19 protein-coding genes are annotated in these 20,741 nt (G+C 54.3%); 8 read left to right on the forward strand and 11 right to left on the reverse strand.

The annotated features are described in order from the left end of the window. Nucleotides 1-36 precede the first annotated feature (36 nt). Complete coding sequence (locus VMW85_00775) at nt 37-762, reverse strand: hypothetical protein (protein ID HUT26568.1); 726 nt, start codon at nt 760-762, stop codon at nt 37-39. Nucleotides 763-899: 137 nt separating this feature from the next. Here VMW85_00775 and VMW85_00780 point away from each other — a divergent pair, with 137 nt between their 5' ends. After that, on the forward strand, nt 900-1,694 hold the full coding sequence (locus VMW85_00780) for a hypothetical protein (protein ID HUT26569.1): 795 nt from the start codon (nt 900-902) through the stop codon (nt 1,692-1,694). A 1-nt stretch (nt 1,695) separates the two neighbouring features. Then, nucleotides 1,696-2,580, forward strand: a complete 885-nt coding sequence (locus VMW85_00785) for a hypothetical protein (protein HUT26570.1) — start codon at nt 1,696-1,698, stop codon at nt 2,578-2,580. On the opposite strand, the gene VMW85_00790 is transcribed toward VMW85_00785, so the two are convergent. Continuing rightward, entirely contained in the window at nt 2,577-3,422 is an 846-nt protein-coding gene (locus tag VMW85_00790; GenBank protein ID HUT26571.1) for an MBL fold metallo-hydrolase, read from the reverse strand. The two genes, VMW85_00785 and VMW85_00790, sit on opposite strands and share 4 nt — an antisense overlap. After that, nucleotides 3,423-5,072: a methylamine methyltransferase corrinoid protein reductive activase gene (locus tag VMW85_00795; protein ID HUT26572.1), complete on the reverse strand. Its 1,650-nt coding sequence runs from the start codon at nt 5,070-5,072 to the stop codon at nt 3,423-3,425. It lies immediately after the preceding gene. A 162-nt stretch (nt 5,073-5,234) separates the two neighbouring features. On the opposite strand from VMW85_00795, the gene VMW85_00800 reads away from it, so the two are divergent. The 4 genes from VMW85_00800 to VMW85_00815 all read left to right on the forward strand — a co-directional run bounded on the left by VMW85_00800 (nt 5,235) and on the right by VMW85_00815 (nt 8,659). Further along, nucleotides 5,235-5,900 (forward strand): GTP-binding protein, encoded by a 666-nt coding sequence (locus VMW85_00800; protein HUT26573.1) that lies wholly within the window; start codon nt 5,235-5,237, stop codon nt 5,898-5,900. A 5-nt stretch (nt 5,901-5,905) separates the two neighbouring features. Next, on the forward strand, nt 5,906-6,358 hold the full coding sequence (locus VMW85_00805) for a hypothetical protein (protein HUT26574.1): 453 nt from the start codon (nt 5,906-5,908) through the stop codon (nt 6,356-6,358). 51 nt (nt 6,359-6,409) lie between these two features. Next, on the forward strand, nt 6,410-7,456 hold the full coding sequence (locus tag VMW85_00810; protein HUT26575.1) for a uroporphyrinogen decarboxylase family protein: 1,047 nt from the start codon (nt 6,410-6,412) through the stop codon (nt 7,454-7,456). A 198-nt stretch (nt 7,457-7,654) separates the two neighbouring features. Next, nucleotides 7,655-8,659 (forward strand): MtaA/CmuA family methyltransferase, encoded by a 1,005-nt coding sequence (locus VMW85_00815; GenBank protein HUT26576.1) that lies wholly within the window; start codon nt 7,655-7,657, stop codon nt 8,657-8,659. Between the two features lie 350 nt (nt 8,660-9,009). Here the strand turns inward: VMW85_00815 and VMW85_00820 are convergent, their stop codons facing one another. The 7 genes from VMW85_00820 to VMW85_00850 all read right to left on the reverse strand — a co-directional run bounded on the left by VMW85_00820 (nt 9,010) and on the right by VMW85_00850 (nt 17,353). Next, on the reverse strand, nt 9,010-10,983 hold the full coding sequence (locus VMW85_00820; GenBank protein HUT26577.1) for a hydantoinase/oxoprolinase family protein: 1,974 nt from the start codon (nt 10,981-10,983) through the stop codon (nt 9,010-9,012). Between the two features lie 68 nt (nt 10,984-11,051). Beyond that, nucleotides 11,052-12,419: a hypothetical protein gene (locus VMW85_00825; protein HUT26578.1), complete on the reverse strand. Its 1,368-nt coding sequence runs from the start codon at nt 12,417-12,419 to the stop codon at nt 11,052-11,054. After that, on the reverse strand, nt 12,416-13,342 hold the full coding sequence (locus VMW85_00830) for a winged helix-turn-helix domain-containing protein (GenBank protein HUT26579.1): 927 nt from the start codon (nt 13,340-13,342) through the stop codon (nt 12,416-12,418). Before VMW85_00830 ends, VMW85_00825 begins: the two co-directional genes overlap by 4 nt. Before the next feature lie 104 nt (nt 13,343-13,446). Continuing rightward, nucleotides 13,447-14,082 (reverse strand): cobalamin-dependent protein, encoded by a 636-nt coding sequence (locus tag VMW85_00835; protein HUT26580.1) that lies wholly within the window; start codon nt 14,080-14,082, stop codon nt 13,447-13,449. A gap of 163 nt (nt 14,083-14,245) precedes the next feature. Continuing rightward, a complete protein-coding gene (amrS, locus tag VMW85_00840) occupies nt 14,246-15,343 on the reverse strand; it encodes an AmmeMemoRadiSam system radical SAM enzyme (GenBank protein HUT26581.1) in 1,098 nt (365 codons plus the stop codon). Between the two features lie 291 nt (nt 15,344-15,634). Continuing rightward, a complete protein-coding gene (locus tag VMW85_00845; protein HUT26582.1) occupies nt 15,635-16,579 on the reverse strand; it encodes an SDR family oxidoreductase in 945 nt (314 codons plus the stop codon). Between the two features lie 39 nt (nt 16,580-16,618). Further along, nucleotides 16,619-17,353, reverse strand: coding sequence for a metallophosphoesterase (locus VMW85_00850; GenBank protein HUT26583.1), 735 nt, complete (start codon nt 17,351-17,353; stop codon nt 16,619-16,621). 96 nt (nt 17,354-17,449) lie between these two features. On the opposite strand from VMW85_00850, the gene VMW85_00855 reads away from it, so the two are divergent. After that, nucleotides 17,450-18,214: a ribonuclease H-like domain-containing protein gene (locus VMW85_00855; GenBank protein HUT26584.1), complete on the forward strand. Its 765-nt coding sequence runs from the start codon at nt 17,450-17,452 to the stop codon at nt 18,212-18,214. Beyond that, a complete protein-coding gene (locus VMW85_00860) occupies nt 18,211-19,770 on the forward strand; it encodes a DHH family phosphoesterase (GenBank protein ID HUT26585.1) in 1,560 nt (519 codons plus the stop codon). The genes VMW85_00855 and VMW85_00860 overlap by 4 nt, the downstream gene beginning before the upstream one ends. Here VMW85_00860 and argF read toward each other — a convergent pair. Continuing rightward, on the reverse strand, nt 19,748-20,659 hold the full coding sequence (argF, locus tag VMW85_00865; protein ID HUT26586.1) for an ornithine carbamoyltransferase: 912 nt from the start codon (nt 20,657-20,659) through the stop codon (nt 19,748-19,750). The two genes, VMW85_00860 and argF, sit on opposite strands and share 23 nt — an antisense overlap. Between the last annotated feature and the right edge of the window lie 82 nt (nt 20,660-20,741).

Below are 20,741 nucleotides of genomic sequence, written 5' to 3' on the forward strand. Positions count from 1 at the left end.
GAATGTTAAAAAAGAAAAAAAGGGTTTCGGTAAGGGTTACAGGAAATAGAAGCGGGACCTGGAGGTAACGCAGACGTTCCCCATCTTCTCCAGGCGGTCCAGGACCCCTGAGTAACGGCGAACCATCATCTTGCCTTCGTCCGGCAGCTTCTCCCTGAGAAGTTTGACCTCTTCCAAAAGCTTGGCCGCCTCTTCCGCCGAGAATAGCTTCTTGCTACCGACGGAGCTCGGGACGCTGGCTATGATAGTGCACCCGTTCTTCTTTGCGATCTCCGGTAAGGCGCTGTTCTCCGGTCCGAAGGTACCCATGCATCCGCGTCCCTCGTCCCAGGAGAGGACGCACTTGGCGCAGGCCGCACCCATCTCGTCAAAGGAAAGCATGTCCCAGGCGGTAAGCCTGTCGTCCTTGCCTGACCTTTCCATCAAGGCGCTCATCCTTTCAGGCGAGACCTTGTCGACCGGGATCCATCCGGTGTATAGTTTCTGGCTCTCCGCCACTAACCGCTGCTTGTCAGCATCCTGCTTGATCTTGTCCAGATAGAGAGTTTCCATCTCCGGGTCCAAACGGTTCCTCTTTAGAAAGGCCTCCCAGTCATCGCCCATGACCAACTTGGCCTGGCTAATAGGGACCACTAGATCGAACTCGGCCACATCTTCAAAGCCTGCAACGTCCTTCAAATTCACCTTGAGCAACGTGGACTTGCCCACCTTGCACAAAGCGCTGTCACTGTCAACTTCACATATTGCTATAGAAACGCCCATTTTACCCCTTCTTACCTGTGTTACAAAACGAGTTGTATTTATCAATTATCCTCTTAACAACGAAATTGAATTCCTAAAAATGCTCATCCATACATTAGCCAGCATATCGACTGAGTTTAAATTTATATATAATTGAAATGAAATACATAGTTAGAAGGATCAACCATATGCTGGAAGGAAAATGGCCGATCGCTAGTGGGGATTACGTCCTTGGGAATGACGGATCTCCGGTGGCCGTCCTCATCATCGGCCGGGGGGCGGTGGACGTACCTTCGGACCTTTTCTGCATCAAGGGAATATTAAAGACGGAGAACATAGGATTGGAGAAGGTCATCGCCAACATCATCTCTCTACCTAGTATCCGAGTTCTAATAATGTGCGGACGGGAGGAGTTCGGTCACTTCCCAGGGGACGCCATACGAGCCTTGATGGAAAATGGCATCGATGAGCATCACCGCATAATCGGGACCAAGGCGGCCATACCTTTTTTGTGCGACCTGCCGCCCCAGGCGGTGGAGAGGTTCCAGGAACAGATCGAGATCGTGGACCTCTTAGACTCCTCCCAGGTAAATGAGCTGGTGGAGTTCGATCCCATTTACGAGTTCGATGAAGCTAGCGGGAAAAAGCTCATACAGGTATTGGAGGAGCTGCGTTCCCGGAAGTTCTCCCCCTTCCCGGCCGAACCATTGATCATAAGGGCCAAGGCGTTCAGCGGGGAGAGCGGCCGGATAGCTAAACAGCTCCATCTTGCCTCGGACGATTTCATTTCACCTATGCTTCGCATGCCCTCCGACGGGCTGAACACCGGTATGGGCATGGTATTGGTCTCCGAGGAGTTCGGTGTGGTCATAGAACCGCTCCAAGGAAGAGTGTTGACAGTTCCCTCGGTCGAATTTTCCCTTAGACTGAGGACGTATCTTACGGGGGTATGACATGTTCAAGTTCCAGACAACGCAGAGAAAGGCATGCATCGGTGGAACGGAGTTCGGAGGGCAACCGGGCCAGAGGCGAACGGTCATGGTCGGTTCATTGTTCTACCCCCGGCACTCGGTCGTTCTGGACCCTCGCACCGGGGCTTTGGACCATCATAAATTAACAGAAAGGTTGCACCAGTACCGTAAAGTGATCGAGAGCTGCGAATGCCCGTCCGCCCTCATGCTGTACGCTGAGAACGAGACGGCGGCCAGGAATTATCTGGAGGCGGTATGCGACATCGTTCCTGGTCCGTTGTTCGTGGATTCCGGCAGTTCCGATGTCCGCATCTCTTTCCTGAGGCATGCTGAGGAAATGGGGTTGCGGGACCGAGTGGTTTACAACACCATCAACGCCGGCCTCTCCGCGGAAGAGAAGAGTATGCTCGAAAAAGCTCCACCGAAGCACGCGGTTGTCCTGGCCTTCAATCCCCGCAGTGATGATGTCAAGGGACGCATCTACATGCTGGAAAGTGGGGACGACCTTCTACCGCAAGGTCTGCTGGAGACGGCCGAGGGCCTGGGAATAGACAATCTGCTACTGGACGTGGCGGTAACGTCGCCGCAACAGAACGCTGGATCGGCCTTGCGGGCGATAATGGTGGCCAAGGCTAAATGGGGACTGCCCTGCGGCTGCGCCCTGCACAACGCCGTGGAGTGCTTGGACCTGAGCGATATGACCGATGCCAAGGAGGCCATGCGCCATGTGGACAGTTCGGCGGTGGCCTTGAGCATGATGGCGGGAGCGGATTACGTGGTCTACGGCCCGCTGGAATATGCTAAAAGGGTGATGCCGGTGGCCGCCTTCGCCGACCTGATGCTGAGCCAATCGGTGGCTGACATCTAGATGTCGATGTAACAGCCCGTACCGAAGAGCTCAAAGCCGGGGAAACGGTCGGAGAACATCTTGGTGGCCTGGAAGCCGGTACAGTGCATCGGGACCACCTTCTCTACCCCCAGCTTCTTCAGTCCGTCCATGGTCTTCAACAATGTTTCCGGTGAACCTTGGGATAGGTGGAAACCGCCCATCACCATGTACAATTTACGTTCGCTTCTTTTTCTGACCTGGGACAATATGTTCACGACCCCGGCGTGACCGCAGCCTGTAACGACGATCAATCCTTTTCGGGTGGAGAGGACCAGCGCCTGCTCTTCCAGGATGTGGTCCGGCATCATAGCTCCCTCTCGCTCCAACATGAAGGTCGATGGGACCTCGAAACTGTTGGTGCGCAATACCTCACCGGTGGTGCTGATCCCAGAGACCAGTTCTTTCGGTCCGTTCTCGTAGATAGGAGGGTGTTCTTTCAGAAGGGATAGCAGTTCGGTCGATGGACCGATCTCTCTTGTATTCCCGGAAGCGGAATAGAAACGTTGCCCTTTGAAAGTGCTTGAATGGGCATAGCAGGGGACCCCGGCCTTCAACAGCAACGGCAATCCGCCCAGATGATCATAGTGACCGTGGGTGATGAACACCGCATCCAGCTCTTCCGGCCTAATGCCCAGCACACCCAGGTTGTGCGAGAACACCTGTTCCGATGAACCGGTGTCCATGATCACCTTCTTCCCATCATTGTTCTCGATGAGCATGGACAGCCCATGTTCGGATATGAATTTGCCAGGCGCCTTCTGCACTGAACGAGAATTACCACTCGATCCAGTGCAATTGTCTACTACGCACGTGATACGCAATTAGGCGTCCTCTCCTTTTCTTACGATCTTAAATTCGCTGAAATTGTAGACGTCCTCTGGACAGGCCGCCTGGCACTTCTTGCATGCCGTCCCCAGACAATGCTCGGTGTTGATCCTGACCTGGAACTTCTTTTCTCCGATCTTTGATACTTGCAGGGCACACTCTGGACACGCTTTTTGGCACTTCTTGCAGCCGATGCATCCTTCGAACGATCCTACGAGGAACACACCGACATCGTCCAGGGTCTTTAGACCCTGGGCGCCGATGACCGGGATATCCGAAACGACCAGGCGGATGGTCTCGCTCGGGCGCTTGATCTCCGGCAGCGGGCGCAGACCGGAGAACTGGATCATCTCGTTGTACATCTCAAGGGACATGCCCTCGGTCCAGTAGGCGATCTCGTTCACGTACATGTCCTCGAAGATCTTGCTGGTGGCGAACATGATGTGCTTGCTGGCGATGGAATTGGCCACGTCCTGCATGCGATCCAGACCATCATCGTCAACCAGGATATCGTAGGACATCATCAGTGAGGTGTTCCCGGCCTGCACGGTCTTGTCCAGGACCCTGGGGATCAATCCCACGGTCTGGGCCTTCAAAGGGTCCACATATGTGCCGGAGGCGCCAGCCATATACATGGTCCTGACACCGAAGTCATCTATGCCCACTTCCTCGATCAGGGTGCGGTGACCGGCGCGGATGGCTCCGAAGGCCTTTCCGGCTTCGCGGACGTCCTCTTCTCCGAAGTAAATGCCGTTCGTAAGGTGGATGCGGCGATCGGGGGTCTCGATGTAGGGCAACTTGATGATGCCAGCCTCCAGACCCATGGCCATTGCGGCTACGACGCCAGTACCGGTTATGCCCCGGGCGACCACACCGTCAAGCCGGCTCTCCGCACCGTTCCTTGGATCGACTATGGAGGATTTGATAGGGTGCAGTTTGTCGCTGAGGACCATATTGTACCAGCGGCCGTCGTCGGTAGGTATTACATCGGAAATGGCCTGCGGTGCGGCCAGCATGCCGAACTGGATGGATTGCCCTTCCATGGCTGGCCCGGCGGCGGCGCTGCCGGTGTACAGCTCACCATTATGGAACAGCCCCATTTCGGCGTTGGTGCCGTAGTCTGTCACCATGCAGGTCTCCTTCTTGTCCATGAGACCGGTCTTCATGATCATAGCCAATGCATCGGCGCCGATCTCGTGGCGTATGGACGGAGGAATGCGCACCTCAGCGGTTCGCCTGACCGAATTCATACCCAGCTCCTCGGCTTTGATAGAATGGGCCTTTCGTTCCGGGACCTTGACGTTCAATCTTTTCAATATCGATTGCCCGGCGAAGGCCAGGTCCCGTATCTCGATGTTCTCGAACATAGACATCTGGGCCGGATTTCCGCATACCGATACTCGAGCGATCTCCTCGGGCTTGGCTCCCAGGGTAGAAATAAGCTTGTCGACCGTCTCAATGACTATCCGGTGCCCCACCTCGGAACCGTTCTCTAACCAGAAGTGGAGATGGTCCATAATGTTGGCACCCGGTAGGGGATGCCTCATTGTTATGGCCGTGGCCAGAATCTTGCCTTTCCTATCCAGATCGACCAGGTGACCCCGGTAACCGCTAGTTCCCAAGTCGAGCGCTACTCCCAATGCCATGGAAAACCTCGGAGAGGGAATGACATCGCCTCATTATTAATACTGTTCCCGAAACAATCGCCTATTTATTTGTCCAGTAGCTCCATTTTAAACGCCGATGAACGTATTATACGGGACAACGGAATTATAGTGAAAAGGACGTTAATGCCTAGTTGTGATTTAATGAGAATCGCCCAGGTGACCGGATTCTTGGGGAGCGGAAAGACCACCTTTCTTATCGAGGTGGCCAAAGAGCTGAATTCAAGAGGTTTGAAGGTAGCGACCATAGTCAACGATGTTGGTCATATCAACGTGGACCGCAAGTGCATGGAGATACATGGCATAGACACCATGGAGATATCTGGAGGGTGCATATGCTGTGAAGTGCAGGGTACGTTGACGACCACCGTCACAAACATCTATATGAGCTTCCACCCGGACGTCATTTTAGTAGAGCCGACCGGTGTGGCCATACCGTTAGGCCTCAAACAGGCCGCGGCGGAGACGGTGAAAAAGATGCCGAAGATACTGGAACAATCACCCATCGTCACCTTTGTCGACGCTCTGCGCATCGATAAGCTGATGAACAATGTGCGTCGGTTGGTGGAGACCCAGATAATCGAGGCGGACGCGGTGTTGATCAATAAGGTCGATGCCGTCGACGAGGACCGACTGGACCGGGTGACCAAGATGGTGAGAGAACTGAATGCAGAGGTCCAATTGTACTATGGCTCCGCTCGCACCGGAAAGGGGGTCAAGGAGATAGCCGACATCATGGTCAACGGTAAAGCGGTGATATACGACCTACATGACGCTGAGAAACGCTTTGATCGGAAATACGGAGAGTGATGTGTGTGGACCAGAAATCAAGGGAACTGCTGACACACCGGGCCACGGACGAGCTGGGTAAGTTCTCTGTGTGGGTACGACTTTACATCGCCGATCCGTTGAGCAGTGAACAATCCGAGGGCATGGTGGTCGACCTGATGAACGAGATCACCACGGAGTGCTTCCGACAGGGTGCGGACATGATAGGACATGTCAAATCGTTCCTGACCGCGGAAGGCGGCAAGACCATTAACGTAAGCCTGATCGACATGGATATCGGACCGACCGTTCAGAACCGATTCGATGGAACGATGATGACACGTGGGGAGCTCATCGTCCACGTCATCGTGCATGGTATGTGGGACCCGGAGGTCCGGGAGACATCCCTGAACATAACCAAGGAGTTCATGGCCGAAAGGGGCATTGAATACGAGATCATCAACGATTTCTTCGAGAAGGAGAAGAGGGTGAAGGACTAGGTCGGCCCATTCGAGCTACCTTTTAATTCATACATCGCCTAAGATATGCTTATGACGCCCAAAGAAAGGTTCGAGGGAGCTATATCGCTTTTACCAGTGGACCGCCCGCCGATGATGTATCAGCATCTGGGGGCGGCCAAGACGGTCCTGTCCGCGGCAGGGCTCACTATGCGGCAGGGCTTCCACGACCCCGAGATCTTCGCTCGCATCGCCATCTTAGCGCAGAGGATCACCGGCTTCGACAACGTCATGGCCGGTTGGGGCGACATATTGGTCGAGGCACGGGCTCACGGCACTCAGTGGATGTGGCCGGAGCGGGACTTCTACCCCAGGGTTGAAAAGTACGCCGTAATGTCGCCGGCAGATGTAGATAAGGTTCACCCTGTGGACCCCATGAGGGACGAGTACTGGTCTGTTCCACTTAAGGCCGCGGGGATCATGAACGAGCGGGTCGGGAACGAAGTGGCGGTCCTGGGGTGCATAAATTCGCCGATGCTCATCGTCAGCGAGATCATGGGGTTGGAGGGTCTGCTCATGGCGACCATCACCGATCCGGACGTGGTGGACCAGCTTCTCGGGGTTGTGATAGAGTCCACTAAAGCATACTCGGAGCATCTGGCCGGCATGGGCGTCACCACGGTCTTTGTGGAGAACGGCACCGCCGGATTGGAGACCAATTCACAGGAGAACATCGAACGGTTCGACCTGTGTAATCTGAAAAAGGCCATCGATCATTTTCACCATCATGGAATTAAGGTCATTGCCCATAATTGCGCTGCAAAACCCTACCTGGACGGTTATCCAGGCGTTGGTGCGGACGCTGTACATTTCCACCTGACGGCCGTGGACAAGAACGAAGTGTTCTCCAAGCTTAAGGGGCGCACCGCGGTCATGGCCGGTATCGACCATATGTTCCTGCTGTTCAAGGGTACGCCCCAGGAGATCGATCGAGAGGTAGCTGACATCGTGAAGACATGGGGGGACGGGGCGGGGCTCATGATCAGCCCGGGCTGTGAGATGCCGTTCAAGACCCCGATGGACAATATAGTCGCATTTCGAGAGGCGGTCGCTCGGCACGGAACTGCCTCGAATCGTTGATGATCGTTGGTTGAACATTTGTTAATTTATTTACAATTGTTTCACATGGAAGACCATGAGCCAGATTATTATTATTAACCGGTGTTAAAGGATGATTGTTGTGAAGAACACCCCGATACATTAATGTACGGTAAAATTGATACTCGGGACAGGTCCGATTCCAACTGGATTATAGGGGGAATGAATTTGTCTACAAATATGACTCCAAGGGACAGAGTACTAGATGCATTGAAGGGCAAGCAACATGACAGGCCGCCGGTCGCGGTCTTCACCCAGAGCGCCACGATGGGACAGATGGATGCGCTCGGTGTCAGCTGGCCAGAAGCACACTACGACGTTGACATGATGGTCAAGTTGGGTGCGGGACAGGCCACGGTATTCGGGTTCGAGGCCGTCAGGGCCCCGTTCTGCTTGACCGCCGAGGCCGAGAGCATGGGATTGACATGTGACAAGGGGCGCAAGGACAGGACCCCGATGCTTAAGGGACACCCCTATGCGATCGAGGACGAGCCCACCATTATGCCCGTAGATCAGTTCCTGAAGAGCGGCCGTGCCGCCATCGCCCAGCAGGCCATCACCAAGATGAAGGCCCTGTACGGCGCCGAATATCCGATCATCGCCGGGAACACTGGACCGTTCACCCTGGCAGGACACATGGTCAGTACCGAGAACCTCGTGCTGTACATCATGGTCGAGCCAGAACTGGTGCACAAGTGGGTCAAGGCCGTCAACGTCATATGCAAGGGATATTCCCAGGCATTGGCCGACGCCGGAGCCGACGTAGTGCAGATGTCCGAGCCGTCCGCCAGCACAGACCTGCTGTCCCCGGACATGTTCAACGAGTACGCAGGTACATACTTGGCCGATAGCCTGGCCCCAGTGAAGGGCGCTACTGGCGTTCTGCACATCTGCGGTAACACCACCGATATCCTGAACAACATGATCAACACTGGATGCAAGGCTCTGTCTGTTGAGGAGAAGGTCGTTCCGGAAGAGGGTGTCAAGATCGTCAACAAGCGTGCCGTCCTGATCGGTAACGTCGGTGTGGTCAACCCGCTTCTGCAGGGTACCCCGGCTGATGTCTTGGCTCACGGAAAGCGCTGCGCTGCCGCCGGCTTCGACATCGTCTCGCCTGGATGCGGCCTCTCCGCCCTGATAAAGGACGAGAACCTGGCTGCGCTGGTCAAGGCCGTAAAGGGCTAAAAGCCCAACCCTTTTCTTTTTTTTTATTTTTTCTAACTTCTGTGATCAAGAAATATCGTTTATCGAACTGTTAAAACGAATAGCAAAAATAGTGCTCCTTCGCCTTGATCATATAAAGACGATGTATCGAGTGATCTTCATATGTGAGCTGCCGCTCACCGCACCTGCCATTATACCAAAGGTCCTCAAATGGCACATTTGGAAGATCTTGTCAGCAGGGTCTTCAAAAACTAGATAGATTGATAGGATGTGTTTTAGCGACCCATGTTTGAATGATGAGCCCCGTCGTTGTGGAAACGCGGTTTGTCACCGGTTCCCGGAGGATGGGGCAAGGATCGTGACGAGGACGCCTAATCCGAACGCTTAGGCTTAATCATCATACGCGGTTCCCCGGTGGCCCTTGCTGTCACCTCGACCCAAGCGGTCTGTTCACCTTCCACGTTAATGCCGCCGTAGAACTTCTGTTCGTAGATATCGCTTCGCACCCGGATGTTCTCGGCCCCGGCCTCGTATGCACGATTCTTCACGTACTCCTCGGCCTGCCTTCGGGCGCTACCCACCGCCTGTTCTACGTGACCATATGTCACCGGCGGCCCGAAAGGGCCGAGAACGAAGAAGCGGTTGTCCTTGTCCGGAAAGACCTGAACGGTGATGGTCTCTGATATTTGGCTACAGACAGCCCCCACGGCATTGCCGACATCGTGGTGCTTAGGGATGATCACCTTGACGTCCATGCGTTTCTCGAGCGGGGGCAGGTATATGTGCGTGGGCGCTCCGATCCCCACCAGAGGCCGGTCCATGCGTGTGGTCATCTGTATGGTGCTGCCCTTGTTCCCTTGCACCGAGGAACGCAGTAGATAATTGAAACCGACATTCTCCGGTATCTCTCCGGCCTCATCCAGGACCACTTTCCTCATGATCTCCTCACCGACCCTGGTGATCATCTCGTAATTGAAGGATCCCACGAAATCGTCCAGGGACATGTTCCCCCAATTGGCCATGAACTGTACCCCTAGCAGCGCCGCTTCCATATCGAAACGGTCGAAAAATCCCTGCACGTGCATGAAATCCGTGGGGGTAAGACCGGTCATCTGCAGGAAGCCCCGGTCCTTCAGCCTTTTCACCACATCCCGGTACGTGAACACATCCGGGACCCCGCCCCTGATCTCCTCCAGAGTGGATATCGGGTTGACCTTGACGAAATCATAGACCGCCCTTTCACGAGAGGTGAGCTTGCTGGTTCCTCTCTCCACATGGGTGTAGTAGTTGGTCTCGCTGGTGGCTTTCATCTTCTCCTTCAACCCGGGGAAGCTGGAAGATGCTATTGCCAACGGCACCACGCGTTCCGGACCGATCTTGAACATTCCCCTTTGATCCGAGACCACATGGGAGTCGCCTCCCAACCCTACCGTCCAAATATCGATGGCCTTTACCCGGGTACGCCAACGGCCTACAATGGCACCTTCCTTGGAAATGCGTGGGAAACCCTCGTCCAGATATGCGATGTCGGTGGACGTCCCTCCGATGTCCACCACTATGCAGTTCTCCTCATTGCAAAGGATCTTTCCGCCCATCAGGCTGGCCGCCGGCCCGGATAGTATGGTCTCCACCGGCCTCTCCCTTGCCATCTCGATGTTCATCAAGGTCCCATCGCCCTTGAACACCAGTATGGTGGCGGTTATCCCTCTTTCCTGTATCGAGCGCTCCACTCCGTCCAGGAACTCGTCGATGACCGGGAGCAGACGTGCGTTCAGCACCGATGTCACGGTCCTCTCAGGCACGCCCAGCTGCGAAGTTAACTGGTGGCCCATGACCACCGGCATCTGGGTCATCTCCTTGATTAATTTCGCGGCGTCCCTCTCGTGCTCGGGATTGTAAACACTGAAATGACTGGATACGACGAAGGAATCGACCTCATCTTTCATCTCCTCGATGGCTTTCTTAAGAGCTTTCAGGTCCAAAGGCGCCTGCTGCTGAGCCCAAACGCCGTGCCCACCAGTGATGAACACCTCCATGTCCGCTCCGGACTTGAACTCGGGCTGAGGGGTCCAACCGATCCCGATAAGGCCGACCTTTCCCCCTTTGCCCGTGAGTATGGAATTTGTGGCCAAGGTGGTGGAGAGGCCTATGAACACTATCTCAGAAATATCAAAAGTTTTCATCCCCAGCACGCCGTCGATGGCCCTTAGGACCCCAATGGAAAGATCGTGATAGGTCGTCGGAGATTTTGCCTTGGCGAGTACCTCCAATGTGGACATGTCCACCACAGCTGCATCCGTATAGGTACCACCCGTATCCAGACCTAATCCTAGTTTTCTTTCCATCACAGTTCACGCTCACACGTTTGAAGGCACTATTACCTTTATTAAATATTTTTTTAGCCCTTGGCGAATTATAACACAAGGGCAATTGGAAGCATCAACAGAACAAAGGCGGCGGCTACCGTACTGGTCATTTTGAAGCGGACGGAAAGTCCCTCCGAACGTGCCCAGAAGAACAGTGCCAATGATGACAGGATGACCATTTGCGCCCCTCCCAATAGTACGTACTTCTCACCAACACCGCTGAACTCGTCGATCGTGATGTTGGCCGCCATCACTACCACTGCCAGACCCTCCAAGGCCGCTATTGATAGGACCATGATGGGCAGGGAGGTGACGATCTTTTTCGGCCATTTTCCCAGCAGGGGGCTTCCCTTGACCAGCCAAGCCATCAATCCGATCGATGAAAGGACCAGCAGCTGAATTCCGGCCAGACGGAATGTGCTCTCAAGAATTCCACCAATGCCGTCTATATAGGTATCGGCGGCCAGCCCCATGGCGAACACGCCCTCGAATGCTAGTATCACCATGGCCAACATACTGGTGAATTCAGGCATGAACTTCCAGCCCAACCTTATTTCTCGCACCTTCCAGAGCAGGGGAGCGATGAGTCCTAGAGCGAACAATTGGGCGCACCCTGCCACAATATAGTGTTTGAATGCCCCCCCAATATCATCGATCACCACCGTTCCAGCGATCGTTGAGGCGATTATGCCTTCGAGGGCGACCATGCCCCCGAGAACGACCATGATCACCAACGACCATCTGCGGGTCAAGTACTTGCTCACACGGGGTGCAAGATATGGATCTTGAATGATGGTCCAAAGCATGAACATTAAAGCGCCCAGGACGAACAACTGCGCCCCGGCATTGAAGACCGTGCTTCCTAGGATCCCCCCGGTACCTTGTAGGTTCATGGTGTTGGCAATTCCCACCACGGTCAACCCCTCGACCATGAGCATTGTCGCCGCCAGGGAGCCCAACGTGTCGACCAGCCAATTGACGCTGGGGACATTGCGCAGCCTCCATTGTCGTAGGGAGAGCGTTCCTAGAGCGAAAAGCAGCGCCCCGATGAGAACGATGTATTTCTTGCTGACCCCACCAAAACCGGTGAGGTTGACATCGCCTGCCAAGTAGACCATGACCAGTCCCTCGATGGCCAACAATCCCATGACCAGGTAGATGGAAATGCTTACCAGCTTGCGTATCATCGGTTGTTCCAATCGGGGCATGATGCCCTTGAGAACCCAGACGATCGAGAGTATGATCCCGATCGTGGTAAGCTGTAAGGCAGCCAAAAAGAAGGTGGACCCCATGATACCGCCGATCCCTTCGACCACCACAGAATTTGAGATGGACAACGCGAAGAAACCTACGAAGGCAACGATCCATCCTATTATTATCCCGATCGTTGCCCTACTAGAGAACCCATACCTCATTTCGACACCGTTTGCCGAGCATGACCATTTTCTGAATTTAAAGAATTTGCGGGAGGAGATGGACCCATGCGACCCTTTTCTACATATATATCATCCATCTGCCCCACTTTGAGCGAGCGTTCAGGCGTCCTTTTCGCCTCACCATTGGCCAAACGAACGTCCTCGGTATTGAGCGTCCTTTGGTATAGGTCATTGATCATCTCAAGGGCCTTCATACCTCGCTCGGACAACGCGTAATCGCCCCGACCGCTCCTCTGTGAGATCATCCCGGATGTCATCAGACGCTGTAGATGGAACAACAGATTTCCCCCCCTCAAACTTGTCAGGGATGATAATTCGGAAAAGGACCGGGGCGTCTTGGCCAATGATTTCAGGATGGACAACCGTTGACCGTTGGATAGAGGCTCCAGGAGAGTCTTTACCACTTCCATCTCCGGTAGGGTGTAAATACTGCTACGCATGTCCTCCCGACTTCTATAGAGCTTTAGCGAACGCATGAGGTCCATCTGCTGTTGGAACAGCGTTCCCACCTCTGTGAAACAACCGTCGCATCTGCCTAGAATGCCTTTTGCCTTTATTGATTCAAGCAGTTCGATTCTAACGTTTATATCCTCTTCATCGATCCGGGGGAGGTCAAGCAGATCCATATTATCGTCTAGGAATCCCATGAACCTGGATCGACATTCTTTGCGCATGTCGCATCGCTTGGTCATTCCCGAGTCAAGGCGAGTGGCGGCCTTCTCCCTGGCCTCCCCCCTCAATAGATCGAACAGGTCCGATCTGTTAGAAGTAACGGTCTGAGATGTATGCAGCAGTGCGATCACATGCCTGAGCTCCAGACTTAACTCCTCCACCTTTTCTTTCAACTGACCTAGTTCTTTTTCGATGGAAGCGTCATTGGAGCTCATGTTCTTCCCAGACACTGCAATGACCTCATGATATAATATTGTGACCTGCCATTATATTATTAGATATAATTAATAATTATAAAACGAATAAAAAAATAAATTTGGGGCGAAAGCCCCGATTACTTCTTCAACAGACCGATGGCGACCTGGACAGCCTCGTTGGCGTCATAGCCCCATCCATCGGCTCCGATGCTCTTGGCAAAGTCCGCGGAGGTGGCACCGCCGCCTACCATGGTCTTTATCTTGCCCTTTAGACCAGCCTCGGCCAGCATCTTCTCGATCTCCTTCATGCCCGCCAGGGTGGGGGTCATGAGGGTCGAGGTAGCGATGATCTGGACGTCCTCGTCCTTGGCCTTCTGCACTATGTCCTTCAGGGGCACGTCGCGGCCCAAGTCGAACATGGTATTTCCTGCGCCGGTCAGCAGGGCCTTGCAAATGTTCTTGCCGATATCGTGCACGTCACCCTCGACGACACAGATGACAATCCTTCCAGCGGCTGCAGCGGATGCGGCATCCAGCTTCGGAAGGGCCACGTTCAATCCCTGGTACAGGGTCTGAGCGGACAGAAGGACCTGGGGCAGGAAGTACTCTTTCTTCTCATACTTCTCACCAACGACCTCCATAGCCTTGCTCAAACCGTCGAAAATGATCTCACGGGCGGTAACTCCGCCGTCGAGGAGAGCCTGGGTGGCACCCTTTGCCTCCTTGATCTTTCCCTTGACAACTATCTCGATCAATGCGTCCATGTTTGCCATTTTAGATTTCCTCCTAAGAAGTTTTCTGCGTCCAAATTTCAATTAAGACTAATAAACCCTTGGATGGATGGATGAATTATCCATATCGATTTTAATGGATGGATTATATATCCATACGAGGATGGCCATGTACTATCGTTAAGGCTGTTTAAAATAAAAACATTCATAATAAACGACAGATAATTTGACCGCATTCGGGGCACTTCCCTTCCACCGTTCTATCGATTATATCGGAATAAGAAGGGCAGAATTTGCTAAGCCGCTCCCTGCTGTAGACGATCTTCTCGGAGACCTCCTTCGCCATCCTCTCGATAACCACAAGGCCGCACTTGGGGCACGATGTACGATGCTCGTCCCCCTCGACCATACCGCTCAGGTAAACGAAGTTCAGACCCGCACGCTCAGCCATATCCTTGGCGGCCCTCATCGCATCCATGCTGGTCGATGGTAAATGGGAGAGCCTATGCGCTGGCATGAATCGATAAAGATGTAATGGCACATAGCTACCTAAATCGTCCTTGACCCATTGGAAGAAAGCGTTCAATTCATCGACCTTATCGTTAAGACCGGGGATGATCAGATAAGCGAGTTCCAGATGGTTTCCGTTCCCGTACAAGTACTCGCATGTCCGAAGCACCGGCGCCAGCGAGCCCCCGCAATGTCGACGATAGAACTCCTCTGTGAACCCTTTCACATCCACCTTGAACACGTTCACCACCGAGGCTATTTCCTTTAGCGGCTCTATCTCAATGAAGCCGTTGCTGTTCATCATCGTGTATAAATTAGATTTACGGGCCAGTAGGGCTACGTCCGTCACGAACTCGTTCCAAATGATGGGTTCGTTAAATGTGAAGGCCACCCCCTGCACATCCTTCTGCACGGCGAATGCGACCATCTCCTCCGCTGTCCTCTCCGGACAATCGATCCCTTCGAGCCCTGCGGACGCCAGGGCGGCGTTCTGGCAGCAATCACAGTCCAGGTTGCATCCGAAGGTGCCCAGGGAAAGCAGCTTGGAACCGGGTCGGTAGTGGTAAATGGGCTTCTTCTCTATCTGGTCCACGGCCTGGGCGCACACCCTGCCGTAATTGAAGGCCCGCATTTCACCTTGTATTACGCCCCGAGTGCGGCATATGCCCACCTCACCTTCTCTCAACATGCAATGGTGAGGGCAGAGCGCACACTCCCCGGCGGGAGTTCCCTCTATGCCCCACCGTGCTCGATGGAAGACCGTTTCTGGTATGTCCGATTCAATAGTCGTCATCCTCAGATTGAGATGCACCACAAACGGGGCATTTATCCTGGTTCTTCTTTAAAATACATCCACAAACGATGCACTCGACCAATATAACCCTCAATACATTAAGGTAGTTGAATAGTAACTAATTTTCGGTCCAGATTCCCTTATTTGTAATGATGACGGATTTTCCACGACCTTGATACCCACCTCATCGCGTAGCCAGACCCAGTTCTGGTCGCTGGACCCATGGGCTTGGTGGTGATCACTGGAACGGCCCTCTCCTCATTCCTGAACGATAAGAGCAATGATCGGAAACTAGACCGGGTCACCCAAGAGCTGACCGAGACCTTTCTGAACTGTGACCTGCGGCGAGTAATTCAATCCAGTCATGGTCTTGGTTATATCGGCCAGCGAGTACCGGATATCCCCTTCCCGGGCAGGTTGGTGCAGTACATTGCCCTGTACATCCTTTCCGAACGGCTTTAAAACCATCTCAGCCAGTTGATTGATGGTGATCGGTTCTCCTCGGGCCACGTTGAATACCTCACCGTTGTGTTCGGTGTCCAACGCCGCCAACACGTTTGCTTGGACCACATCGCTTACATGAACGAAGTCCCTGGTCTGCTCCCCGTCCCCGTAAATGGTCAGAGGTTCGCCCTTATTGGCCATTTCTATGAAGCGGGGGATGACCGCGGCGTACTGGGAATTGGGGTCCTGACGAGGCCCAAAAACGTTGAAATAGCGCAAACTGCAGGTCGGCAGACCGTAATTCAGCCAGAAATTTCTGCAATAATGCTCCCCGGTCAACTTGGTGACCGCGTAGGGAGAGATGGGCATTGGGAGGTCGTCCTCAAACTTGATCGGAGACGGAGCGTCCCCGTAGATGGCCGAGGATGAGGCGAACACCACCTTTCTTACCCTGGCCGCCTTGGCCTCCATCAGGACACGCAATGTCCCGCAGACGTTGACCTGATTGCTCGAGATGGGATCGTCCACGCTTCGCGGCACAGACGCGATGGCCGCATGATGGAATACGTAATCCACACCCTCCATGGCCCCATGCACCAGATCGACGTCCCTGATGCTCCCGGTCAAGAGTTCGGCCTTGACCCCCTTCAGGTTCTCACGCTTGCCGCTAGATAGGTCGTCAATAACGATGACCTCGTTCTCCTCCGCCAGAGCGGATGCTATATGCGAACCGATGAAACCGGCGCCGCCGGTTATACAGACCCGGCGTCCAACTATATTTTTCCCTTTCATGTTCGGACTTTTCCCTTAACACTTTAAACGCATTTCAAATTATGGCGCTCTGTCCCTTCCCCGTTGAAGGTCCCCTTTTCGACCTAAACGGATAAGACCGATGTCGCTGCAACCGTAGATATCCGCACCTTCCAGGTCCGCCCCTTTCAGACCGGGGGAGAGCATGTCGTCGGAGGTCATCTTATTGATGTCGTTCCCTGCCGCCAAAGGGCTGAAGGCCGGTAGAACCAGCACCCTTTCCTGGAAAAAATGCAGGAAGGCTGGAAGCTTCAGATAACCGCCTATGCCGTCGAACAATCGTATGGAAGGATGTTCGTGCCCTTGTATCAAAGGTCTTTCGGTCACCGCGGTGTGCCCGTGCACCAGGTGATAACCGTCCAGCTCCAACCTGTCAACCAGGTCCAGACCCAGGCGGGAGGTTATGTTGGCCAGAAAGTTATCATGATTGCCCCGGACCACGGTCACCTGGGCCAACGAACCGAGGTACTCCAACATACCCCGTACCTCCCGCCACTCCTCGTCCAGATTGCGGGAGAACTCATGCTTGAGGTCTCCCAGCACCACGATCCGTTTAGGATGGTGGTCCTCTATGATCGATTCGATCCTCTGTCTCATCGTCAGGCTTTGAGCCCGGGGTAGCTGCAAACCTTCCAGTTCCAAGCTGGCCTCGACGCCCAGGTGAAGATCTCCCAGGATCAAGGTATCTGAAGAGCTAAGAATTGCGCAGCGGTCGTTGGTGATCAGCAATCCCGGAGCGATCTCGAGTTGGCGCATTCATCGATGTCAAGGGTGGATGAGGATATCAACCCCTCCTACACTTTCAGTGGCGGTTACAAAACAATATTATATGGCCAGTCCGCTGATTGGACGATGATCAAGCGCACCTTCCTGCATCTATCAGGCATTGGACAAGTGAAGGAGCGCCGATTATGGGAGAGTGGAGTGCTATCCTGGGAGGAATTCATCCAAAGGGATAGCGTAGAGGGCGTATCCTCCAAACGAAAGACGGTGATGGACCAGGAGCTGGAGGCCTCCTCGGAATGTTGGGAACGGGGTCAGACCGAATATTTCTGCAAACTGTTGCCTAGCGGGCAGCATTGGCGCATGTTCCAACGATTGAAGGAGGACGCGGCTTACCTGGACATCGAGACCAATGGACTGGGGCCGTGGGCGATCATCACCATGATATCAGTTCACCGGGGTGAGAAGACCACCACCCTGATCCGAGGGCAGGACCTTGACGTGGATTCTGTCCGACGTTCCTTGGAGGGAGCCAAGATGATGGTCACCTTCAATGGAAGCACGTTCGATCTGCCGATGATCGAACGGGAGTTCCCTTTCGCCGTACCCAGGGTTCCGCACTATGACCTAAGGCACGCTTGCCCCAAGGTCGGTCTGCGTGGAGGACTGAAGCACGTGGAGGTGGAACTGGGCTATCGTCGTCCGCAGGAGATAGAATACGTGACCGGCGAGGAAGCGGTATACCTCTGGCGATTGTGGGAGAAAAAGGGCAGTGAGAACGCTCTCAACCTTTTACGTCGCTATAATCAAGAGGACACCAGGAACCTCGTGCCCATAGCCGAGACGGTATACCGGCTTTTAACGGAGAAGGTGCTAAAGGAGTGCTCGCTGTGACCGAGGACCTGGAAGGATTCCTGAGAAGGGCCAAACATCTGTCCGAGGTGATATCATCGGCAAGATCCGTGGTCGTTGTCTCCCATATCGACGCTGATGGTATATCCTCAGCCGCCATAGCGAAGCGGGCACTGGAAAGGCTGGATCTACCCCATCGTGTACAATTCGTGCGTTCCTTGGGAGAAGGGGAGATCGAGGCCATCTCAAAGATGCGTGAGGATGTGATATGGATATGCGATCTCGGCACAGGACCTTGTCAAAGGATCTCCGATCGCAAATGCGTCATCACCGACCATCATCAGATCTTCGGACCTGGGCAATCCAGTCTTGAACTGTTCGGAGATATGGACCACATGTTGAACCCTCTGCTGTTCGGCATGGAAGGGTCCACACAACTGAGCGGGGCGGGGAACACCTACTTCGTAGCCAGGGAGCTGGATGAGCGAAACCTGGACCTGGCATATCTGGCAGTGGTGGGAGCGGTGGGGGATATGCAGGACCGTAGCGCCAGGAAATTGGGGGGGCCCTTGCATTCGTTGGTGATCAAGGACGCCGAGTCCCGCGGCGACCTAGAGGTGGTGACCAACGAACTGCAGTTCTTCGGTTGGGTGACGAGGTCGGCAGCGGCCATGCTGGCCTTCTCCAATGATCTTAAGGCCATCGGGTTTTCAGACACCATCAAAGAAGTGTCTTCCCTGTTCTATCGGTCCGGGATCATCTTGAAACGCAGCAGCTCGCAATCCGCTGGTCGTTCAGGAGACCGAGGATTCGAATGGCGCAGCTGGTCGGAACTGACCCAGGAAGAAAGGAACACCATGAAGGTGGCATTAAGGGACCGTCTAGGTGAGATCGGGCTCGACCGCAACGCCTTGGATGGCCTGTTAGGTGAAGTATACCTCTTTCCGAACCACCCCAGTGGTTCGCCGACCCGGGAGGCCAAAGAGTTCGCCACCCTGTTGAACGCCTCCGGACGTTACGTACTGACGAACGATGGCCAGGGAGAGGAGGAGAGAGGAGACCTCATCATCAACGTATGCCTGAACCCTAAGGTCTATTCGGAGAAGGCCCTGGAGAACGTGAACAACCATCGGGTCAACATCCGCGAAGGCATGAAGGAGGTTCACAGGGTGGAACAGATGACCAACATCCAATACCTCCTGCCGAAGAGGAAGAACAGCTTTTGCCTGAAGGTCAACGATACGATCCTGGGGATAATCACCGGCATGGTCCTGGACCAGAAGAGAGGGGGTGAAATATTGGAGATGGACATCTCGAAACCCTTGGTGGCATTAGCTGAAAAGGAGGGCTCCGGAGGAAAGAGCGGTGATCCGGTCGTGAAGGTCTCCAGCAGGATGAGCCGGGAACTATTGCAAAAGGGAATCAATCTGAGCAGTGCCATCGGTCATGCGGCCCGTATCGTAGGTGGCGATGGGGGCGGCCACGATGTCGCCGCCGGGGCCAACATCCCCCAGAAACAGATATCAAGGTTCCTGAAGGCCTTGGACGATGAGGTGGGAGAACAGGTCTCCCGATTCAACCCATCAAAGCGACCATGATGGCCTTCTGTGCGTGCAACCGATTCTCAGCTTGGTCCAGCACGACACTGCGCTCGCTGTCGATGACCTCGTCGGTTATTTCCATGCCCCGGTGGGCCGGCAGACAGTGCATGACGATGGCCTTCGGATCGGCCACGGACATCAGGTCGGCGTTGACCTGATAGGGTTTGAAGATCTGTTCGCGCATGCGCGATTGCTCCTCCTGCCCCATTGAGACCCAGACGTCGGTATATACCACATCGGCGCCCTTAGCGGCCTCTTTTGCTGATTCCGTGATCTTCAGGCTGCACCCGTTCGCCTTGGCGATCTCCTTGGCCTTCTCGGTGACACCTGCATCCGGTTCGTATCCCTTGGGACAGCCGCATGCCAGGTCCATGCCCACCATGGCACAGCCTAACATCAGGGAGTTGCAGACATTGTTGCCATCGCCGACATAGGCCATCTTGATCCCCTTCAGACGACCGAAGCGTTCCTTGACGGTCAGGAGGTCGGCCATGATCTGACAGGGATGCTCGAAATTGTCCAGGCCGTTGATCACTGGCACCGTGGCGTACTTGGCCAGTTCCAAGACCATGCTGTGCTCGAAAGCGCGATACATGATACCGTCGACGTAGCGGGAGAGCACGCGGGCGGTGTCAGCCACCGTCTCCCCGCGACCCATCTGCAGGTCCTTGGTGTTCAAAGTGACGGCGAAACCACCCAGCTCGATCATTCCCACTTCGAATGATACCCGGGTGCGGGTGGAGGACTTCTCAAAGATCATGGCCAATGTCTGACCTTTCAATGGGGCCATCTCCTCGTACCTCCGCTTCTTCATGTCCTCAGCCACCTCCAGTATGTCCAGGATATCATCCTGGACGTCCAGCATCGAAATCATATCTCGCTTCATCACTTGCACCGTTTTTCAAATTCACCGCAGCGATAATATTGTTATCGGCAGGAGTTCGTATGAATGAGACCTCGATGATAAA

Source organism: Methanomassiliicoccales archaeon, from assembly GCA_035527755.1.
GTDB lineage: Archaea > Thermoplasmatota > Thermoplasmata > Methanomassiliicoccales > UBA472 > UBA472.

Bases quoted from the DNA above. Each gene is read 5' to 3' on its own strand.
- VMW85_00775 (HUT26568.1), bottom strand. From the start codon at position 762: ATGGGCGTTTCTATAGCAATATGTGAAGTTGACAGTGACAGCGCTTTG.
- VMW85_00795 (HUT26572.1), bottom strand. From the start codon at position 5,072: ATGGCATTGGGAGTAGCGCTCGACTTGGGAACTAGCGGTTACCGGGGT.
- argF (HUT26586.1), bottom strand. From the start codon at position 20,659: ATGAAGCGAGATATGATTTCGATGCTGGACGTCCAGGATGATATCCTG.
- VMW85_00820 (HUT26577.1), bottom strand. From the start codon at position 10,983: ATGGAAAGAAAACTAGGATTAGGTCTGGATACGGGTGGTACCTATACG.
- amrS (HUT26581.1), bottom strand. From the start codon at position 15,343: ATGACGACTATTGAATCGGACATACCAGAAACGGTCTTCCATCGAGCA.
- VMW85_00810 (HUT26575.1), top strand. From the start codon at position 6,410: ATGACGCCCAAAGAAAGGTTCGAGGGAGCTATATCGCTTTTACCAGTG.
- VMW85_00845 (HUT26582.1), bottom strand. From the start codon at position 16,579: ATGAAAGGGAAAAATATAGTTGGACGCCGGGTCTGTATAACCGGCGGC.
- VMW85_00815 (HUT26576.1), top strand. From the start codon at position 7,655: ATGACTCCAAGGGACAGAGTACTAGATGCATTGAAGGGCAAGCAACAT.
- VMW85_00850 (HUT26583.1), bottom strand. From the start codon at position 17,353: ATGCGCCAACTCGAGATCGCTCCGGGATTGCTGATCACCAACGACCGC.
- VMW85_00785 (HUT26570.1), top strand. From the start codon at position 1,696: ATGTTCAAGTTCCAGACAACGCAGAGAAAGGCATGCATCGGTGGAACG.
- VMW85_00825 (HUT26578.1), bottom strand. From the start codon at position 12,419: ATGAGGTATGGGTTCTCTAGTAGGGCAACGATCGGGATAATAATAGGA.
- VMW85_00800 (HUT26573.1), top strand. From the start codon at position 5,235: ATGAGAATCGCCCAGGTGACCGGATTCTTGGGGAGCGGAAAGACCACC.
- VMW85_00835 (HUT26580.1), bottom strand. From the start codon at position 14,082: ATGGCAAACATGGACGCATTGATCGAGATAGTTGTCAAGGGAAAGATC.
- VMW85_00780 (HUT26569.1), top strand. From the start codon at position 900: ATGAAATACATAGTTAGAAGGATCAACCATATGCTGGAAGGAAAATGG.
- VMW85_00855 (HUT26584.1), top strand. From the start codon at position 17,450: ATGATCAAGCGCACCTTCCTGCATCTATCAGGCATTGGACAAGTGAAG.